General features: G+C 43.5%; 16 protein-coding genes and 1 tRNA gene. 10 read left to right on the top strand and 7 right to left on the bottom strand.

Annotation, left to right across the window (positions count from 1 at the left end; all coding sequences use genetic code 11):
• Nucleotides 1–117: 117 nt before the first annotated feature.
• Nucleotides 118–633: an SRPBCC family protein gene (locus OPS25_RS08920; protein WP_265617361.1), complete on the bottom strand. Its 516-nt coding sequence runs from the start codon at nt 631–633 to the stop codon at nt 118–120.
• Nucleotides 634–823: 190 nt separating this feature from the next.
• Between OPS25_RS08920 and OPS25_RS08915 the strand changes: the two genes are divergently transcribed.
• The gene (locus OPS25_RS08915; protein ID WP_265617359.1) at nt 824–3,214 is read left to right on the top strand and encodes a Lon protease family protein; all 2,391 of its coding nucleotides are present in this window, start codon (nt 824–826) and stop codon (nt 3,212–3,214) included.
• Nucleotides 3,215–3,246: 32 nt separating this feature from the next.
• Here OPS25_RS08915 and OPS25_RS08910 read toward each other — a convergent pair whose 3' ends face one another.
• Complete coding sequence (locus OPS25_RS08910; protein ID WP_265617358.1) at nt 3,247–4,023, bottom strand: SDR family NAD(P)-dependent oxidoreductase; 777 nt, start codon at nt 4,021–4,023, stop codon at nt 3,247–3,249.
• A 65-nt stretch (nt 4,024–4,088) separates the two neighbouring features.
• Nucleotides 4,089–4,382 (bottom strand): ribosome assembly RNA-binding protein YhbY, encoded by a 294-nt coding sequence (gene yhbY / locus OPS25_RS08905; RefSeq protein ID WP_265617357.1) that lies wholly within the window; start codon nt 4,380–4,382, stop codon nt 4,089–4,091.
• A 751-nt stretch (nt 4,383–5,133) separates the two neighbouring features.
• Here yhbY and ftsH point away from each other — a divergent pair.
• The 7 genes from ftsH to OPS25_RS08870 all read left to right on the top strand — a co-directional run bounded on the left by ftsH (nt 5,134) and on the right by OPS25_RS08870 (nt 11,972).
• On the top strand, nt 5,134–7,083 hold the full coding sequence (ftsH, locus tag OPS25_RS08900) for an ATP-dependent zinc metalloprotease FtsH (RefSeq protein WP_320411954.1): 1,950 nt from the start codon (nt 5,134–5,136) through the stop codon (nt 7,081–7,083).
• A 79-nt stretch (nt 7,084–7,162) separates the two neighbouring features.
• Nucleotides 7,163–7,990, top strand: coding sequence for a dihydropteroate synthase (folP, locus tag OPS25_RS08895; RefSeq protein ID WP_265617353.1), 828 nt, complete (start codon nt 7,163–7,165; stop codon nt 7,988–7,990).
• 18 nt (nt 7,991–8,008) lie between these two features.
• The gene (gene glmM, locus OPS25_RS08890; protein ID WP_265617351.1) at nt 8,009–9,352 is read left to right on the top strand and encodes a phosphoglucosamine mutase; all 1,344 of its coding nucleotides are present in this window, start codon (nt 8,009–8,011) and stop codon (nt 9,350–9,352) included.
• 96 nt (nt 9,353–9,448) lie between these two features.
• Nucleotides 9,449–10,189 carry a triose-phosphate isomerase gene (gene tpiA / locus OPS25_RS08885; RefSeq protein ID WP_265617349.1) on the top strand — a complete coding sequence of 247 codons (741 nt, stop codon included), beginning with the start codon at nt 9,449–9,451 and terminating at the stop codon, nt 10,187–10,189.
• Between the two features lie 10 nt (nt 10,190–10,199).
• Nucleotides 10,200–10,637, top strand: a complete 438-nt coding sequence (gene secG / locus OPS25_RS08880; RefSeq protein ID WP_265617347.1) for a preprotein translocase subunit SecG — start codon at nt 10,200–10,202, stop codon at nt 10,635–10,637.
• A gap of 6 nt (nt 10,638–10,643) precedes the next feature.
• Nucleotides 10,644–10,729: transfer RNA gene (locus OPS25_RS08875), tRNA-Leu, on the top strand.
• Nucleotides 10,730–11,813: 1,084 nt separating this feature from the next.
• Nucleotides 11,814–11,972 (top strand): YqaE/Pmp3 family membrane protein, encoded by a 159-nt coding sequence (locus tag OPS25_RS08870; RefSeq protein ID WP_265617345.1) that lies wholly within the window; start codon nt 11,814–11,816, stop codon nt 11,970–11,972.
• 28 nt (nt 11,973–12,000) lie between these two features.
• Here the strand turns inward: OPS25_RS08870 and OPS25_RS08865 are convergent, their stop codons facing one another.
• The 4 genes from OPS25_RS08865 to OPS25_RS08850 all read right to left on the bottom strand — a co-directional run bounded on the left by OPS25_RS08865 (nt 12,001) and on the right by OPS25_RS08850 (nt 17,293).
• Nucleotides 12,001–13,332: a DUF2254 domain-containing protein gene (locus tag OPS25_RS08865; RefSeq protein WP_265617578.1), complete on the bottom strand. Its 1,332-nt coding sequence runs from the start codon at nt 13,330–13,332 to the stop codon at nt 12,001–12,003.
• Between the two features lie 276 nt (nt 13,333–13,608).
• Entirely contained in the window at nt 13,609–14,049 is a 441-nt protein-coding gene (locus OPS25_RS08860) for a hemerythrin domain-containing protein (RefSeq protein ID WP_265617343.1), read from the bottom strand.
• A gap of 186 nt (nt 14,050–14,235) precedes the next feature.
• On the bottom strand, nt 14,236–15,576 hold the full coding sequence (gene gdhA / locus OPS25_RS08855) for an NADP-specific glutamate dehydrogenase (protein WP_265617342.1): 1,341 nt from the start codon (nt 15,574–15,576) through the stop codon (nt 14,236–14,238).
• Between the two features lie 88 nt (nt 15,577–15,664).
• The gene (locus OPS25_RS08850; protein WP_265617340.1) at nt 15,665–17,293 is read right to left on the bottom strand and encodes a diacylglycerol kinase family protein; all 1,629 of its coding nucleotides are present in this window, start codon (nt 17,291–17,293) and stop codon (nt 15,665–15,667) included.
• A 120-nt stretch (nt 17,294–17,413) separates the two neighbouring features.
• On the opposite strand from OPS25_RS08850, the gene OPS25_RS08845 reads away from it, so the two are divergent.
• The gene (locus OPS25_RS08845) at nt 17,414–17,974 is read left to right on the top strand and encodes a DUF2878 domain-containing protein (protein ID WP_320411953.1); all 561 of its coding nucleotides are present in this window, start codon (nt 17,414–17,416) and stop codon (nt 17,972–17,974) included.
• Nucleotides 17,971–18,660: an SDR family NAD(P)-dependent oxidoreductase gene (locus OPS25_RS08840; RefSeq protein ID WP_265617338.1), complete on the top strand. Its 690-nt coding sequence runs from the start codon at nt 17,971–17,973 to the stop codon at nt 18,658–18,660. Before OPS25_RS08845 ends, OPS25_RS08840 begins: the two co-directional genes overlap by 4 nt.
• Nucleotides 18,661–18,689 lie beyond the last annotated feature (29 nt).

Below are 18,689 nucleotides of genomic sequence, written 5' to 3'. Positions count from 1 at the left end.
ATAGACTGAATGGATTAAAAATAATGGTCTACTAGAATACCTCAAGCCCACCGTGTACCACAATAGCGGCTTGCCTTTTCTTCCTCAGCGTAAGAATGTCGGATCGATGAGATGTTATTACTTGCGCTTCGCCTCAATGAATGTTTTTAATGCATTAAGCTGTTGGTTCTGAACTTTCGCAACTACCGGTGCAAATTCTGTGAATCCTTCAGGACGATAACCTTGAGCATGATAGGTAAGAGTGACTTTGGTACCTTCTTCTACTTTTTCAAACTGCCAGTTTAATGCACCATACACTCCCATGCCCTGCAATGGTCCAAGTCCACCAGTCATTCTCAGTATTTTTGCTGGATCGACAAAAGTTACTTGCATGTGCTGAGCTTGCTGTTTTCCTTTTTTCTCGCAAAAACACCCTCCCGCAGAGGGAGCAATGGTAAAGGTTCCTCTCCACCAGCTATGATCTTTTGGCCACCATTCATCGACATCATTAACGAGTGCATGCCACACTTTTTTAGCGGGAAGGGCCGTTATTATTTCGTTTTCAATAATGAAACCCGCGTCGTCCGCGTGCAGGACCTTAGCTTGAACGGTTGTAAGAAGCAGGCTTGATGCAAGTAATATGACTTTTATCATGATATTTTTCCTTAACATAAAAAGTGATTCACATGCTTGATTTTTGCCAATAGCGGCGCGTGTCAGAATAATCTAGTTATATAGCGCTTTATTCAGCAAGTACAATTTTTTGCATTGGAGCGCTAGGAAGTGTTTGACAGTGACGCCTAATCACGTTTCACTTAATACAAAGAAATCTAATGAACAGAATATGTCAGGCATCCAAGCAATTTTGCCTCTTACTTCGAAGCAGTTATCCCCGCAAATAGACCGCAGCAAAATCAAGCAAGCGTTGGAAGATGATCAATCTATCAGCGCGACCTTTATAGGGCAGGAGCGTGCTCGCGAAGCACTCACCTTCGGACTTGGGATGAAAGCAAGGGGCTACAATTTTTACGTGATGGGAGAAGCTGCTACGGGTCGCTACACGCTGGTTCGTGACTATATCCAGCGCCACGCTAATAGTCTGCCAAACCCCGACGACTGGTGCCTAATCAATAATTTTGATGAAGAACGTGAGCCGTTTGTGGTAAGAATGCAGGCTGGCGGCGCGCGCGCCTTCGTAAAAGATGTCAGTCACTTAATCGACGAGCTTCTTGATACGTTTCCTGCAGCCTTTGACAACCCTGGCTACCAGCGCCGAAAAGCTGCTATTGGACGAGAATTTGACCAGCGTTATGATCAGGCGATAGATTCAGTTGAGCGTTTCGCAAAGGCCAATCAGGTTGCGTTACTGGAAGAGGGGGGCACCATCAGTTTCGCCCCTATAGTAAATGGCTCAACTATTACCGATACAGAATTTACTAATTTAAGTGACGAAAAACGCACTTACTTTTATCAACTCATCGATGAATTGGAGAACCGCTTAAGCGAAAGCTTATTAAGTTTACCTGCCTGGAAACGAGAGAATTCAGAACGCTTGCGCGAACTTAATCGCCAGACAATTGAAAGTTGTATTAAACCGTTATTGAAAACGCTAGAGCATAAGTATGCTTCTAACTTGGCAATTTTAAAGTATCTCCGGCGCATGAAAGGCCATTTGATCGATACAATTGTCTCCACCCTTATCGAAGAAAATAAAGAAGATAAACTCGATGAACAAGAACGCCGCGCGTTACTCGAAGAGCTTTATCTTCCCAATGTCTTGATGGGACACGAGATAAATGCCAGCGCGCCAATTATTTACGAACCCAATCCTAATTATCAAAATTTGTTCGGCAAAATGGAATACACCAGTATTCACGGAAATGTGTATACCAATTACCGAATGATTCGCCCAGGGGCCTTGCATAAAGCCAACGGGGGCTATCTACTACTCGATGTCGAGAGGTTAATTGAGCAGCCTTATGTATGGGAAACACTGAAACTGGCCATTAAATCCAGTTCGTTAAAAATGGAGTTGCCCCAACAAGATGTGGGAATGGTTAACGCCATGACGTTAAATCCTCAACCCGTCGACCTTAACGTGAAGATCGTGCTTTTTGGTTCTCGTGAACTGTACTATACCTTGCAAGATTACGACGAAGAGTTTATGGAGTTATTCCGTGTATTGGTAGATTTTGATCCGGATATTCCCCTAAGCCGTCAATCGCAGTTTGACTTTATTGGCAGAGTTAAACGTGAGCTTGTCGAATTAGGGATTAGTGAAATTTCTCTACCAGCCATGCAGCGCTTAGTTGAATATTCGTTACGTATGGCTGAACATCAAAAACGTTTGTCTGCGCATTTCGCTGATGTCATTGAATTGATCCATGAAGCAAAATATTTTTGCGATAAAGCCCTTACCGATAAACTTGAACTTGAACATCTGACCACCGCGCTGGAAGCAAAAAAACGCCGCACCGGCCGCGTTAGTCAAAGCCTGCTGGATGATATTAAAGAAGGACACGTGCTAATTGCTACTGAGGGGAATGCGGTTGGCAAGGTCAATGGGTTAACCGTTTTAGATATAGGCGATTCCACCTTTGGTACACCCGCGCGTATCACGTCAACGGTATACGCTGGAGCAAGTGGGGTGGTTGATATTGAAAGAGAGGTGGAGTTAGGCCAATCCATCCATTCTAAGGGCGTAATGCTGTTAACCGGCTACCTAGGCAATAAGTATGCACAACACTTTCCCTTAACCTTGTCTGCCAATATAGCATTAGAGCAATCGTACGGTCATATTGATGGGGATAGTGCTTCCTTAGGCGAACTGATTGCACTGATATCGGCGTTAACCGAAATCCCTGCTACTCAAAATCTGGCGGTGACAGGCTCGATCAATCAGTATGGCGAAGTGCAGGCGGTGGGCGGTGTAAACGAAAAAATCGAAGGCTTCTTTGATTTATGCCAACACCGCGGCCTGAATGGTCAGCAGGGGGTGGTGATCCCTAAGTCTAATGCGATTAATCTCGTATTAGACAAGGCGGTAATCGATGCGGTTAAAAAAGAACAATTCAGGGTTTACACGGTTGAAACGGTAGATCAGGCACTTACCTTACTTATGAATAAAGAAGCTGGGGTGATCAACAGTAAAGGACGATATCCTAAAAATACCATCAACTATCATGCTGTTAACCGGCTTTACAACATTGCGCTAACAGTAAACGGTGGTGAATAGAAGAGGGTACGCTGACCCTCTTTCTTTTCACGTCATTTAGGCGGCATGCGCAATGCGCCATCTAAACGAATCGTTTCACCATTGAGATAGGCATTATCCATCATATGCACAACAAGTTTGGCGAATTCAGCGGGTAAGCCTAAACGCTTTGGAAACTGAACGTTCGCAGTAAGGGCATCTTGCACTTTATCGGGCATGGCCAGTAGCATCGGCGTTCCCATCACACCTGGTGCAATAGTATTCACTCTGATGCCCAAGGGGGCTAAGTCGCGGGCCATTGGCAGTGTCAAACCGATAATTCCGGCTTTACTGGCTGCATAAGCGGTTTGCCCGATTTGCCCTTCATAACCCGCAACTGATGCAGTGTTGATAATTAAACCACGTTCATTCGCTTCCCCTTGGGGAGATTGCGATGCCATTTTGGCTGCGACTAATCTGGCTACGTTAAAGCTGCCAACCAAGTTAATGTCTATGGTAGTCTGAAAACCGTCTAACGGGGCGGGCTTTCCTTCCTTGTCGAGTAAACGTTTGGCGGGTGCGATACCGGCGCAATTGACTAACAAGTGGATATCACCGAACTCGGCTGCAACTCTTTCTAATGCTTGTGAAACAGAAGTCTCATCTCGCACGTCGACTTGACAGAAAAGAGTATTATTGGCTCCTAACTCAGCAACTCGCTGACTCCCGAGTTCTTCGTTTAGGTCAAATAACGCAACGTTTAAACCAGCTTCACGTAATGCGATGGCTGTAGCATGGCCTAAACCAGAACAGCCACCTGTTACAATGGCCGTTGCTCCGTTTAATTTCATTGTTTTTCCTTTCTTTAGGGCTAACTAGGGTGATTGCGTATGCCAAACATCGCAATTTCTGGATTTTATTTAGGTAATTGAATTTTTTTCTCTTCGCTAGGACGATAGATGACCAGCGTATGGCCAATAACCTGAAGCTTAGCGGCGTTTGTTTCACGTACTATCGCGTCCATAATTAACGCTTTTTCTTCACGGTCATCAGAAGGGACTTTTACTTTTATCAATTCGTGATGATTTAATGCATTTTCAATTTCAGCAACCACGCCTTCGGTCAGCCCATTGGCGCCGAGCTGAACAACTGGTTTAAGAGAATGGGCCAGTCCTTTTAGAAACTGTTTTTGTTTTGTTGAAAGTTTCATTTTTATAAATTCTTACAATTAAAGTAACGGATGAGACACGAGATAACGTATTCTAGCGCCTTCTGTTCCACAATCCTAACCAGTTTATTGGCTAAAGACAAAAATTAGATGCTGATGGTAGGTAACTTCCCGGTAAAAAGGGCTATGCGCTATGGACTTTTTACACACCGTTTCCTTTGTACATTTCTTTTAATGTCAGAGTAAACAGGATGTCGAGTTGATGCGTATACCTTAACTTGCGCTTTGATGTATTGTGGTTAGGAGTAAACAGGCATAATAGTGAAGCCACCCTGCATACTGCTACTTTTGATGTTGCGAGTTATAGCCTCTGAAATATCGACTGAAAAAGCCTTCAGCCGGCTAGACAAGGCTAGTCACACTTTGTTGTCTAGCGACGGTGGCTTGGTAGGCGAATGACTATGACAGCCTAGAATAAGATAAACCGTTGTAGTCAGTATTATTTTATCCGTAATGGTTGTAATTGAAAAAAGCGCCACAATCTTAAAGTAGCTGGCGAAGACTCTCTGAATGAGCAGGAACTTCGGAACAGGAAAGTTAACTTGTCGATTGCGTTACCCATCGTTTACGAAGTACGAGATTGGCTTGGTAATTGGTAGCGTGTGAAAATAAAGTGTAGTACCCTTTTGGTAGGTAACGCATTACTAAATGCAACGCGGTGTAACGAAATTATGGTAAGAATATTGCTGTGAGATATTACACACCGAGTTGTTTTTAACAGAGGTTAATAGCATTGAGCGATATGGCAAAAAATTTAATCTTATGGCTGGTCATAGCTGTAGTGTTGATGTCGGTGTTTCAGAGTTTTTCTCCAAATGAATCCACCCGCGCACAAACGGATTACACCACCTTCCTTAAAGAAGCGAATCAGGGGAATATTCGTGAGGTGCGCATCAATAGTGACGCCCGTGAAATTCGCGGAACAAAAAGAAATGGTGAGTCCTTCGTCACCTATATTCCTTATTTTGATGATCAGCTGGTTTCAGATCTGGTGAAGCAAGATGTGCGTATTTTGGGCGAACCCCCTGAAGAGCCCTCTATTTTAACGTCAATATTCATTTCCTGGTTCCCAATGCTATTGCTTATTGCTGTGTGGATATTTTTCATGCGACAAATGCAGGGCGGTGGTGGCCGAGGCGCGATGTCATTTGGTAAAAGTAAAGCGCGATTACTGGGTGAAGATCAGATTAAAACAACCTTTGCCGACGTAGCAGGCTGTGACGAAGCGAAGGAAGATGTATCGGAATTGGTAGATTTTCTTAAAGATCCAAGTAAGTTTCAAAAGCTCGGTGGGAAAATTCCAAAAGGCGTATTAATGGTGGGCCCGCCCGGAACAGGTAAAACATTACTCGCTAAAGCGATCGCAGGTGAAGCCAAAGTTCCGTTCTTCACGATTTCTGGTTCAGATTTTGTAGAAATGTTTGTAGGCGTGGGTGCATCACGTGTACGCGACATGTTTGAACAAGCTAAGAAAGCGGCGCCGTGCATTATATTTATCGATGAAATCGATGCTGTAGGGCGTCAACGCGGGGCCGGCCTTGGTGGCGGTCACGACGAGCGAGAACAAACCTTAAACCAAATGTTAGTTGAGATGGATGGCTTTGAGGGGCATGAAGGAATCATTGTGATCGCAGCTACTAACCGTCCCGATGTTCTTGACCCAGCATTATTAAGACCGGGTCGTTTCGATCGGCAGGTTATAGTTGGATTGCCTGATATTCGGGGCAGAGAGCAAATTCTTAAAGTACATATGCGTAAGGTTCCGATCGCTGATAATGTTGAGCCATCGGTTATAGCGCGTGGCACCCCAGGTTTTTCAGGGGCTGATTTAGCAAACCTGGTCAACGAAGCTGCTTTATTTGCAGCTAGATCGAATAAACGTCTAGTTAACATGGAAGAATTCGATAAAGCTAAAGATAAAATCATGATGGGCGCTGAGCGTAAATCTATGGTTATGTCTGAAGAAGAAAAAGCGATGACTGCATATCATGAAGCAGGTCATGCTATTGTTGGCAGGTTGGTGCCTGAGCACGATCCTGTGTACAAGGTTTCAATTATTCCTAGGGGCAGAGCCTTAGGTGTAACTATGTATTTACCGGAACAAGATCGAGTCAGTCATTCCAAGCAGCACCTTGAAAGCATGATTTCCAGTCTGTTCGGAGGACGTATCGCTGAACAAATCATCTTCGGCGATGAGAAAGTCACGACTGGAGCGTCCAACGATATCGAGCGCGCCACTGACATCGCCCGTAAAATGGTCACGCAATGGGGTCTCTCAACTAAAATGGGACCAATGCTTTATGCTGAAGAAGAAGGCGAAGTCTTTCTAGGCAAATCTATGTCGAAGGCATCTCATATGTCTGACGATACAGCCAGAGCAATTGACGCAGAAATTAAAGCTATCATAGATTCAAATTATGAACGTGCGAAACGCATTCTTGAAGAAAATGTTGATATACTTCATACAATGAAAGATGCGTTAATGAAGTATGAAACCATTGATGCTAAACAGATAGATGACCTGATGGCACGACGTGAAGTCAGGCCTCCGGCTGATTGGGATGATCGCACGCCAAGTGGTGGAGATAAGCCCACGGGCGGAACGCCACAGCGTGAAGGTGAAATAACCGATGATGGAGTGGATAAGCCCTCGGTTGGTAAACCTGGTGACCTTCCTAGTTGATAAATAAGTGAAACGCCAGAAGCTTTTCTGGCGTTTTTTGTTTTGTTGTGAATTTTTCTAGCCTCAACCTTTCCTCGTTATGAAGTTCAAAGATAAACACATCGATCTCTCTACTCCACATGTTATGGGGATTTTAAATGTTACACCTGATTCATTTTCTGACGGTGGTCGTTTTAATTCCTTAAACAGTGCACTTAGCCATGCGCGTCGAATGATTGATAATGGGGCATCATTTATTGATGTGGGCGGTGAGTCGACCCGTCCCGGCGCTAATACTGTCAGTGAAGCAGAAGAACTGGACCGGGTTATTCCTATTATTGAAGCGCTTAAAAAGGAAACGGACTGTGTTATTTCAGTAGATACCAATAAGGCGCTTGTGATGAGAGAAGCGGTGGATGCAGGCGCAACGTTGATTAACGATGTTTATGCGTTAAGAAATGTCAACGCATTAGAAACGGCCGCAAAACTTAGTATTCCTGTTTGTCTCATGCATATGCAGGGAAACCCCCAAACGATGCAGGACGCTCCTCAATACGCTGACATCGTCAAGGAGATCCGGAAGTTTTTTAAGCAACGGGTGGAAGAATGTGTAAAGGCGGGGATAAAAAAAGAAAACATTTTATTGGATCCCGGTTTCGGCTTTGGAAAAACACTACAGCATAACTACCAGTTATTAAAAGAACTTAACCATATTTCAGTAGAGGGTTTACCTCTTTTGGTAGGAATGTCTAATAAATCAATGCTAGGTAAATTACTTCAACGTGAAGTAAACGAGAGATTGGCAGGCAATGTTGCAGTCGCTACAATCGCAGCACTAAATGGCGCAAAGATATTGCGTGTACACGATGTTGAACAAACGTGTGACGCCATAAAAATTGTTAATTATTTAAATGCCTTAGAAAAATAAAGAGATTAAGGAATCCTGATGGGACATCGTAAATATTTTGGTACTGATGGTATCCGCGGAAAAGTGGGTGAGAGTGCAATTAACCCTGAATTTGTAACAAAATTAGGCTGGGCCGCGGGTAAGGTACTAGCGGGCAGGGGAACAAACAAAGTATTAATCGGAAAAGATACCAGAATTTCGGGGTATATGTTGGAATCTGCACTGGAAGCGGGATTGTCGGCCGCAGGAATCAATATAGGATTGCTCGGGCCGATGCCCACCCCTGCAATAGCGTATCTGACTAAAACGTTTCGGTCTGAAGCAGGAATAGTTATTAGTGCCTCGCATAACCCCTATTATGATAATGGAATAAAATTCTTTTCCTCTGATGGCTTCAAGTTAGATGATGATATCGAACTGGCCATTGAATCAATGATGGATCAACCCATGACGTGTGTAGCTTCTAATAAATTAGGAAAAGCTACCCGGATTGGCGATGCAGCAGGACGGTACATTGAGTTTTGTAAAGGGACATTCCCTTCTGAGCTATCCCTGCACGGATTAAAAATAGTAGTCGATTGTGCCCATGGCGCTACGTACCATATCGCTCCCAATGTGTTAGATGAACTAGGTGCAGAGGTTATTGAAATTGGCACGGCTCCTAATGGTCTCAATATCAATGAAAATGTCGGTGCCACATCACTACAGGGATTGGTAGATAAAGTGCTGGAAACAGGAGCTGATGTTGGGTTCGCCTTGGATGGCGATGGTGATCGGATAATGATGGTGGACCAATTGGGTAATATCATCGACGGTGATCAAATCCTTTTCATGATTGCCAGAGATGCACTTAAGAACGGTAGGATGCAAGGTGGCGTGGTAGGAACCTTAATGAGTAATCTGGGGCTTGAAAATGCGCTTAATAAGTTGGGAGTACCTTTCGCTAGAAGTAAAGTCGGTGATCGTTACGTCATGGAGTTATTGCAGCAAAAAGGCTGGAGTATTGGCGGGGAGAGTTCCGGCCATATATTAAATTTAAATGTTGCGTCAACTGGTGACGGGATAGTTGCTGGTTTACAGGTGTTAATCGCCATGATCAGATCTACTATGGACCTGCATGCGTTAAGTAGTGGCTTTGAAAAATATCCTCAACAATTGGTTAATGTGCGTTATGCGCCTGATGGTAAAAATCCTCTGGATGACGAACACGTTAAATCTGCCACGGTAGACGCCGAAAAAGCGCTCGGTAAAACAGGTAGGGTTTTGTTACGTAAAAGTGGAACCGAACCATTAATTCGAGTGATGGTTGAAGCAGAAGATGAAGCTGCATCCGTCAAGTGGTCTCAGTGCATTGCAGATGCTGTACGTAAAGTAGCCAGTTAACGCGCATGTTTATGTAAAAGCGTTTTTATACTTGTATATTAATCCCGAAATCGTTAATATCACGCCCGCTTAAATAGGGCTAAGGCTGGAACAGAAATGGAAAACAACCGCATACCTATGGTGGCTGGAAACTGGAAGATGAATGGAGACCGTTACTTGGTCGAGCAGTTTTCCAAGGGGCTAAAAACACAACAGTTAACGTGCTCCGTAGTAATTTGTCCTCCATCAGTATATTTGCCGTTATTTTCGGGCCATGATTTCAGTCTTGGTGCGCAGAATGTAAGCCACCTTGAAAATGGTGCACATACTGGTGAATTATCAGTAGCTATGCTTAAAGAGGTAGGTTCAAGCCACGTAATTGTTGGCCATTCTGAGCGGAGAGAATCCCAGCAGGAGAGTAGTGAGCTTGTTGCAAAAAAAGCGCAACAAGCAGTTGAACATGGTTTGGTGCCCATTATTTGTGTAGGCGAACCGTTAGATGTTCGCGAGCAGCAGACTGTTGAGACCTATATTGCAGAGCAGATTAACGCATTAACAGATTTGCTCAGTGTTGAGGCGCTGGCGCAATGTGTCATTGCATACGAACCAATCTGGGCGATTGGAACGGGTAAAACGGCTACACCTCAACAAGCTCAGGAAGTGCACGCATTTATACGTCGCACGTTAAATGAACACGCGGCGGGGCTTGGTGATGGGATGCGTTTGCTTTACGGCGGAAGTGTTAAAGCCGATAACGCCAAAGAGCTTTTCTCTCAACCCGATGTGGATGGCGGCCTGATTGGTGGTGCTAGTCTTAAGTTAGAAGATTTTATTGCAATTTGCCAAGCGGCAAACTGACGAGGTATTTATGTTATACGAAGTGCTGTTAGTGTCGTACCTGATTGTTGCACTTATGTTGATTGGATTTGTTCTGATCCAACAAGGCAAAGGAGCTGGTATGGGCGCATCGTTTGGTGCGGGTGGTTCAAATACGGTTTTTGGTTCAAGTGGATCGGGTAATTTTATGACGCGCACCACGGGTGTGCTTGCGACCTTATTTTTTCTAATCAGTTTGATACTAGGTAACCTGACTGCAAACCGAGAGTCTACAGAAGACGAGTGGGATAATTTAGATGTGCCTGCCGTACAACAGGGTTCGGTTGCGAATGAAGAATCGACTATTCCAGTAAATAATTCTGATGTTCCTGTAGGGGATCAACAGGATTCAGATGTTCCCGTTGGAAATCAACAGCAATCTGACGTGCCAGTTTCTGAAACTGAAAACGAAAAAAACGGTGACAAGTAAATTTTAGCGGAAGTGGTGGAATTGGTAGACACGCCATCTTGAGGGGGTGGTGAGCATAGCTCGTGCGGGTTCAAGTCCCGCCTTCCGCACCATATTTTAAAAAAAGCTGCACAGAGTGCAGCTTTTTTCGTATTTACTCTTTCAGTTTATCGATCCTGTCGCATAAGCAGTGGATCCAATTTGATGAAATTCCCGCTTATAGATTGAAGGGCCGTCTATAACAACGTATTCGACTTTTTTATTTTGCTCAGACGCATTAAACAACCCCCAAAACGATTAATTTTAATTACCTCAATTTATAGATGAATCGAAAGAGTGCTCGGTGCTCATTCCCTTTTTGAATACGTGTTGGTAAGCCAGCTTAAAACTGATATCAATCTGTACTGATTTTTTATATGAATTGATTGCAGGCTCGCTAAGGTAAATGGACGCAGCATAAGAAAGAAGTTCCACACTGGCTTACAAGTATTGACTTGAGTTTCTTCAACCAGTCGTTTAGGCCCGCTAGGGGAAGATAGCTATAGTGCAGATTCTTGTAATGCGCGGGGCTTTTTTCTGACTACGTAGTTTAATCATTTCTCTTGCTGCACATATCGTTTCATTTGCACTACATTGGGATATAAATTCATTTTTGCTGGTCGCTGGACCATTAGGTTTTTTTAATGGGCGCAGCGAATGTGTGCTAAATAGCTGTGAAGCAGCGAAACGAAATTTGAAAGTTTTGCACGATTCTATATTCAAAATTGCAATTACTGACTAATGAATTGCCTATCTTCTCGTGAGCCCCCTAAGTTGAAAACCTTATTATCGCTCAAATTAGGATAAGGCTATTTCTTACAACCAACGCATCTATAGGTAGCAATAAACAAAATGTCATGCTACAGCAAGGTGAGCATGCTTGTTAGCCTCTCCTTGGCGGCATAAGGACTGACGGTTTGTTATGCGGGAGGAGGAGCCACTTTTATCTCATAGATATACGGCTAATAACCGCTCTCTTTTTTCATACAAATATGCGCTCAACTAATGCAAAGCCTACCACCAATAATTTTCAATGGAAGTTTGGCAAGTAACTTGCAGAATAAAGTGTAGTGATCGCTATTAAGCTCGCATTATTGTGCTGATGGACGATCGTCCATGTTGTAAAACACATAGTTAATACTAATTGAGGATTTCGAAATGGATATAATACGCATTATTCTCTCGATATTATTGCCTCCGCTTGGAGTTTTCTTACAAGTGGGCTTAGGTAAACATTTCTGGATCAACGTGATACTGACGTTATTGGGTTATATTCCAGGTATAATTCACGCCATATACATCATTGTTACACGATGATGATTGCAGGTGTCGAGGGGGCCAATATCTAATTGGCTCCTCCAGACCTTTCCTTAGCGCGATTACGCGGTGCAAACACCGTCTCGTGAACGTCAAAGTTTACCATCCGTTGGCTAATTTTTTCTTTGTCTACCAGCGATGGTCTGGCATCTAACAATAGTTCACAAGTCGCATTAGCTTGTTGCTGAATAGTAGATTCATATTCCTTATCCAGATGGCATGACAGTTTATGTAAACAATCTAGAATATGTAAGCCGACCGCTACGTGGGCTTTCCCAGATTGACGTATTTGATTAAATGACATATTGATAACACCACACAAGTTGAAGGTTCGGCGTTTCAACCAGATTTGGCCTTTAGTATTGAGAATAGTGTTAAAAGGAAAAGGACGACGACTCATTAAAATACATGCCGTCGTAAGCTTGTCTAGACAAGAGATTGCCGTAAATGGGTCGTTTATTCCAGGTGATAGTGCACGCAGTGCTATTTCCACCAGCTGTCTAACCGCAAATTCAGGATCTTGTACAGGTGTTCTTCGATGCCCCAACAGAATCAAACCGTTTAAACTTGTGAGGTCATCTTCGGTTAACGCATAATTTGAATGGATGACGACGATTTCATCTCCAGGCATGACGTGATCACCGCTCCTGACTAAAATCTCAAAACCGCATACGCCATTGATTTCAGATTTAAGAAATTCATCGTAGTTAACCGTTTGAACATAACCGCCCGACTCAGAAAAATAAGATATTTGAAACTCAGCTTTGGGAAGAATCCGCTCCGGGACCGGTTGTTCGTTACTCTCTTTCTCAGGTTTAGGAAGCAAAGAAGAAAGGTTTAGCTTAAAATCTTCAAAACTTTTGTGAATTACCTCTTCCGCCTGAATGGCGTTAGAGAGATGATGAATGAAAAAGATGAGCGCTAACAAATTCAATATGCCGATGGTAAGTGTCACAGTTGAAATAATGGACAAAGCGTCTGCATCATCGCGAATTTCTCCCAGGTGATGAAGCGCAATTATGCAAAATAAGAAAGACGACACTAAAATGCCTAATACGCTTTGCGTGGCTTTGTCTAACATAAAGGTACGCAATAGGCGAGGGCCGAATTGAGCCGACGCCATCGTCAGTACCACAATGGTCATCGAAAAAGCGATACTTGTCGCAGTGATAATGGCAGTGGCCAGTGTCGAAAGTAATTGCCTGGCACCGACTTCTTTAACAGTTGGAATAAAATCAATTATAAATTCAGGCAATTGCGAACGCTGGACGACGAATAGACATGCTAAACAGAGTATAGTCATACCTATCATCATGATTACAGGTATAAACCAATAGCTAGTACTGACACCTTCCCACATTGTCTGGAGGCGAGTCTTGAATTTGTTTAAGCGCATTAATTTATTGAAATATGAATGTTTAAGCTTTAAACGACAGATATAGCTAAATAGACCTGTTAAAAAGGAAATTGCTTATCAATTAACGTTCGCGTAATCCTGGCTAATACCATTCCGCACTGATGTTTGGTATTAGAAGCGCCGTGAGATTTACCGAAGGGGATGATTCAGAGGAATGTCGCGGGCACCGGTACCAGTACCCACTAAGAAAAAGGAAGTCCGTCTATAACGGTAGAAGCATTAATGGTGAAGCTCAGCCCGCATCTCTTGCTGATAATTGTTAGCTAATTTTTCTTTTTGTGATTCGTTTAAAACTTTGCCTGCAACTTGGAAAAATTCGCGTTCTTCATCCGCAAGATGATGTTCAACTTTCTCTTGCAACGTTTTTAAGTGACGTAACCAAGCGGGTGAGCTCATGTCAGTATTGTCAAGTTTTTCGAGAAGCTCATCGATTTCATGATGCTCGGCTACACCATGACGAGAAAGTTCTACTGTGTTATCAGACTTCATCAGTGGAGAATAAAAATAGCGCTCTTCTGCTGTAGCATGGGTTTCCAACTGCTCTTTTAATTCAGCATAATATTCTCTTCTAGCAGGAGTGTCACCACTCGTTTCGGCCAAAATCTTTAGTAATAGACGTTGTTTTTCGTGGTCTTGTCTTAGCGCTTCAAAAATTTTCATGGAATATCTCCTCATCCAACTTACTTTATCTGATGCGATATTCATTCCAGAAAACTAAACTCTCTAAGTCCATGTTATACATAGCAAAAAAGAAAGCTATTTGAACGGGAACAGATTGCAAGTCAACTTGTGCGCTTTTTTTACACAGGTTATGGCATATTTTTCTTGCACTTGCGAATAATTTACTTATATTCCCTGGGCTACCATGGCATCGGCCAGCCGTCTAAATGCAGCAATGTTTGCGCCTTTTGCATAATTGATGAAGTCCCCTTCGTCACCTTCTTTCACACACTGCTGATGAATGTTCGCCATAATTTCTTGTAGAGCTGAATTCATCGCCTCATACGTCGCTTTATGAAACGTAGCGTTTTGTGCCATTTCAAGGCCAGAGAGCGCCACTCCACCCGCATTTGACGCCTTTCCCGGAACAAACACTATTTTGGATTCCGTAAATGCTTTCTGCGCAGCTTCGTTACAAGGCATATTGGCCCCTTCGAGAACAAATTTACAGCCATTTTTTATCAATAATTTCGCATCTTTTCCAATTAACTCATTTTGCGTCGCACAGGGCAGAGCGATATCGACTTCGGCACTCCATGGCGTCGCGTTTGCCTCCCAAGCGCCTTTTATTTTTTTATTGAGGGATAGCAAAATGTTGTCAGGTTTTCCTTTGTGATCGATGACCCATTTTAAATCCTCTTCGCTAAAGCCTTTTTCGTAAAATAACGTGCCGCGACTATTGGATAAGGAAATCACCTTTGCACCATGCTGAGTCGCTTTTAATGCAGTATGTAATGCGACGTTGCCGGCTCCAGATACAGCTATACGCTTACCTTCTATACTTGTCCCAGCCTGTTTTAACACATCGTCAAGAAAGTAAACCAAGCCGAAACCTGTCGCTTCAGTACGCACATAGCTACCACCGAATTCAATATCTTTACCCGTGATGGCGCCGCCAAAGCGGTTATTTATTTTCCGATATTCGCCGTATAAATATCCTATTTCGCGACTTCCCACGTTGATATCACCCGCGGGAACATCAGTGTAAGGGCCAATGTGTCTCTGTAGCTCTTGCATAAAGGCCTGGCAAAATCGCATGACTTCATAGTCACTTCGCCCTTTCGGATTGAAGTCCGACCCGCCCTTGGCACCGCCAATAGGTAGGCCTGTCAACGCATTCTTGAATGACTGTTCAAAGGCCAGAAACTTTAACACCGACTCATTTACGGTGGGGTGAAACCGTAGGCCACCTTTATATGGGCCAATTAAGCCATTGTGCTGAACACGCCACCCCTTATTGATTTCAATTTCGTGGTTATCATTCAGCCATGAAACGCTAAAGTAAATGATGCGTTCTGGCTCACATAGGCGCTTAAATACTTCCCATTGTTTGTATTTTTCATTTGCGTTACATACGGGAATAACATCTTTCGCTATATCGAAAGTGGCTTGTAAATATTCTTTCTGCTCTGGATAGCGTTGGGTAATCCACGCTTTAAATTCATCCAAATTTGATGTGTACGCCATACCAACGTTCCTTTAGCATGAAGTTAACCAACGGGACAGCCATTTGGCGTACGGTGTCCCCCCAATGCAGTGTACTACCACTCAATATTTACGAGTTCAATTGCCCATCGCTTAAGATCTTTAAGCTTTTCGGCAGAATTTTAATATGGATTTTTTCTGCCTTAAAAATTTCTCCATCCAATGCGTACTCACGTTCCCGCGCAAACGATATCTCAACTTCAGATGCTTGTTTATGATTCACTCTGGGGGAATCCTTTTTTGTTTCTGCATCACTGAATACCAGTTCGGCTAAGGATAATAGCTGCTGATCAGAGTTTTCCTGTGGAGTGAGCCAGGTAATATCTAATTTACCATCGGTTAAATCAGGCTCATCGCCCCCTTGCGCTAGGGCGGTAGTGATAGGAGCTGCATTCGCAACCACTAAGCTGGGAGTGTCCAGAGACTCTACTGGTTCATGGTCAAATTTCACTTCTAGATGAAGGGTTTCGTTTTTGCCTATGGCATCCCATAGACCTTTAAGATAAGCCATCTGTCCGCCTTCGTTTTTCTGTGAACGGTCTGCGGTGGCTATCATTTTCTCTTCAAAACCAACGGCTGCGGCTAAAAGCATCAGCTTGTCATTGCATAATGCTGTATCAATTTTGGTAACTTTGCCTTCGATGATGGTTTGACATGCCGTATCGAACGGGTCGATTTGCTGAAATACGCCGTGCAATACCTGACTGAGAGCATTCGCTGTTCCTAAAGGAATTACTCCAAGGATCGTGTTTGTTTCAAGGCACTGCCTTGCCACCTCAGAAATCGTCCCATCGCCGCCACAAGCAACGACAATATCTGCGCCCTTTTGGATAGCCTTTTTGGTTAATGTGGTAGCAGATAAATCTTCTTTGGTTTCAAAAACACTGACGCGAAAATGTGGATTTAGCTGAGCTAAGATGTTTTCTTTTTCTCTTTCCCATTTACCTCCGCCAGCCACCGGATTGGCTACAAGGATAAGCGAATTAAGCAATTTTAGCCGACCACCTTGCTTGATCTGAGTCAACGACTTTAACTGTCTTTTATTTAAACGTGCGGTGCTGCGAACCGACTGTATCTTATTCATTGCATCCATCACGGATAAGCTGTCATCTCTCGTTAACAAATAGGCTGCTAAGGTTAACACCGAGCGGCCACGACCCAGCGCACAGTGAACGACGACTTTATTTCCCTCGCTAATATGTTGATCGAGCCAGTTTATTGCGGTGTTTAATTGCTCAAGTGTTGGACTGGTATGATCTAAAACAGGAATATTCAAATAGTCACAATCTGCCTGGTGTGCCGTCCAATCCAGACCATCGAACTCAGCAGTGACGTCTAAAATGGCGGTAATACCCAGTTGGTTAAGTGTTTCTATGTCTTTGTTAAATAACCTGCAAGCCAGAAACAGGTGGTCATCGATTTGCTGAATCGGGGGGACTTTATCATGTTTACGTGCCCAGCTATTGTAGGCATCCGTACCTAGTAAGAAGGGAATGAACATCCATCTGACATAAAAAGGAATACTGCCATCATTCCTTTTACGAAATAAGGAAGGATACCCAAAAATATAGGCGCTACTGACGACGGTGAGGGAAAGTGCAATCCACCAAAATACAATACTTAGAATTAGCCACGGCGAAAACCAGGCGAACAAAGCAGCGACTAGAGCACCTATAAGATAGTACTTCACCATCTTCACGTATATTTCTCCTTTCTTTCCATGCCCTTATTACTACTGTGAATTGAACCATGTTAGTTCAGTTTCGTAGCAAGATGATGTAGATAAATTTAGATTCGTCAGAATTCTATTGGCAGAAAAATGGGCTGGGAAATGTTACATACACCACAAAGCCGACACTTTTTACTATTTAACGTAGCGTGGTTTCAAGTTGTATGGTTTTTAGCAGTGGTTTATCAAATGAGGTTTATCTATTGGATCTTGGCCCTCTTCTTTCTGCATTTTCTTATCACCAAAACTAAAAAAACCGATACCGTTGTGATGGTGTTGGGAGTATTAGTCGGTTGCGTAATTGACAACATTCTCGCTGTGACAAATGTTTTTGTTTTTTCCCAGCAATATTCAGTGGGTTTAATTCCCCTTTGGTTAGTCGTGCTATGGGCTGCATTTGCGCTTTCCATTTACCACAGTTTGTCTATATGGCTTAAAAGTCGCGTTATTCAAATGGGGGTAGGTGCGATAGCCGGTCCGGTTAGCTATTTCGCCGGACACCATTTTGATGCGGTGCAATTTTCTTATTCCCCACTGACTACATTTGTGATTTTAGGAATAATCTGGGCTTTTTTGCTACCAGTGCTTATTGAGCTGGTGAACTTCTTAAACCAAATCCTTAGTAAGGTAAAATCGAAGGAATCAATATGACTTCAACTGTCTTAGTGACTGGTGCTAATCGCGGAATAGGGCTGGAAATAGCCAAAGGTTTTGCTGCCAGGGGATGTAAAGTGTTAATGGGAGTGCGAGATGAGTCGGAGGGAGAGTCTGCACGAAATGAAATTCCTGGCAATGATGTTCAAGTGCTCGAAATCGATCTGACCAATCCAGGTACCATTAAAGAGTGTATTGTGCGGGCTGAAGCAGTCTATGGGGATATTGATATTCTCGTTAACAACGCTGGCATTCTCATTGATTCATCTTTTGAAGAATTGGCAGAAGCAGACTTTGAAAAGTCTCTACAGGTTCATGTTAAAGGGCCTTTTTTATTATGTCAGTTGCTACTGCCAGGGATGTTGGAGCGAAACTACGGTCGTATCGTTAATATATCGTCAGGGTGGGGAGCATTCACAGAAGGGATGGAAGGGCCTTTGGCGTATGCAGTCAGTAAAGCGGGGTTAAACGCACTGACTAAAAACTTGTCTAATATCGTACCAGAAAACCGTAATGTTAAAATAAACGCCATGTGTCCAGGATGGGTGCACACGCGCATGGGCGGGAAAGATGCACCTCGCTCACCGCAACAGGGAGCGGAAACCGCTCTGTGGCTAGGTTCGCTGGAGCAGGATGGCCCCAATGGTGGATTTTTCCGAGATAAAAAGCCAATCGAGTGGTGAAAAGCACGCTTATAACACGTATTTCCTTC

Origin of the sequence: Alteromonas aquimaris (assembly GCF_026183695.1) — a bacterium.
Taxonomy (GTDB): Bacteria; Pseudomonadota; Gammaproteobacteria; order Enterobacterales; family Alteromonadaceae; genus Alteromonas; species Alteromonas aquimaris.
Note: the sequence above shows the minus strand (reverse complement) of the source record. Positions and strands in the feature narration are given on the sequence as shown.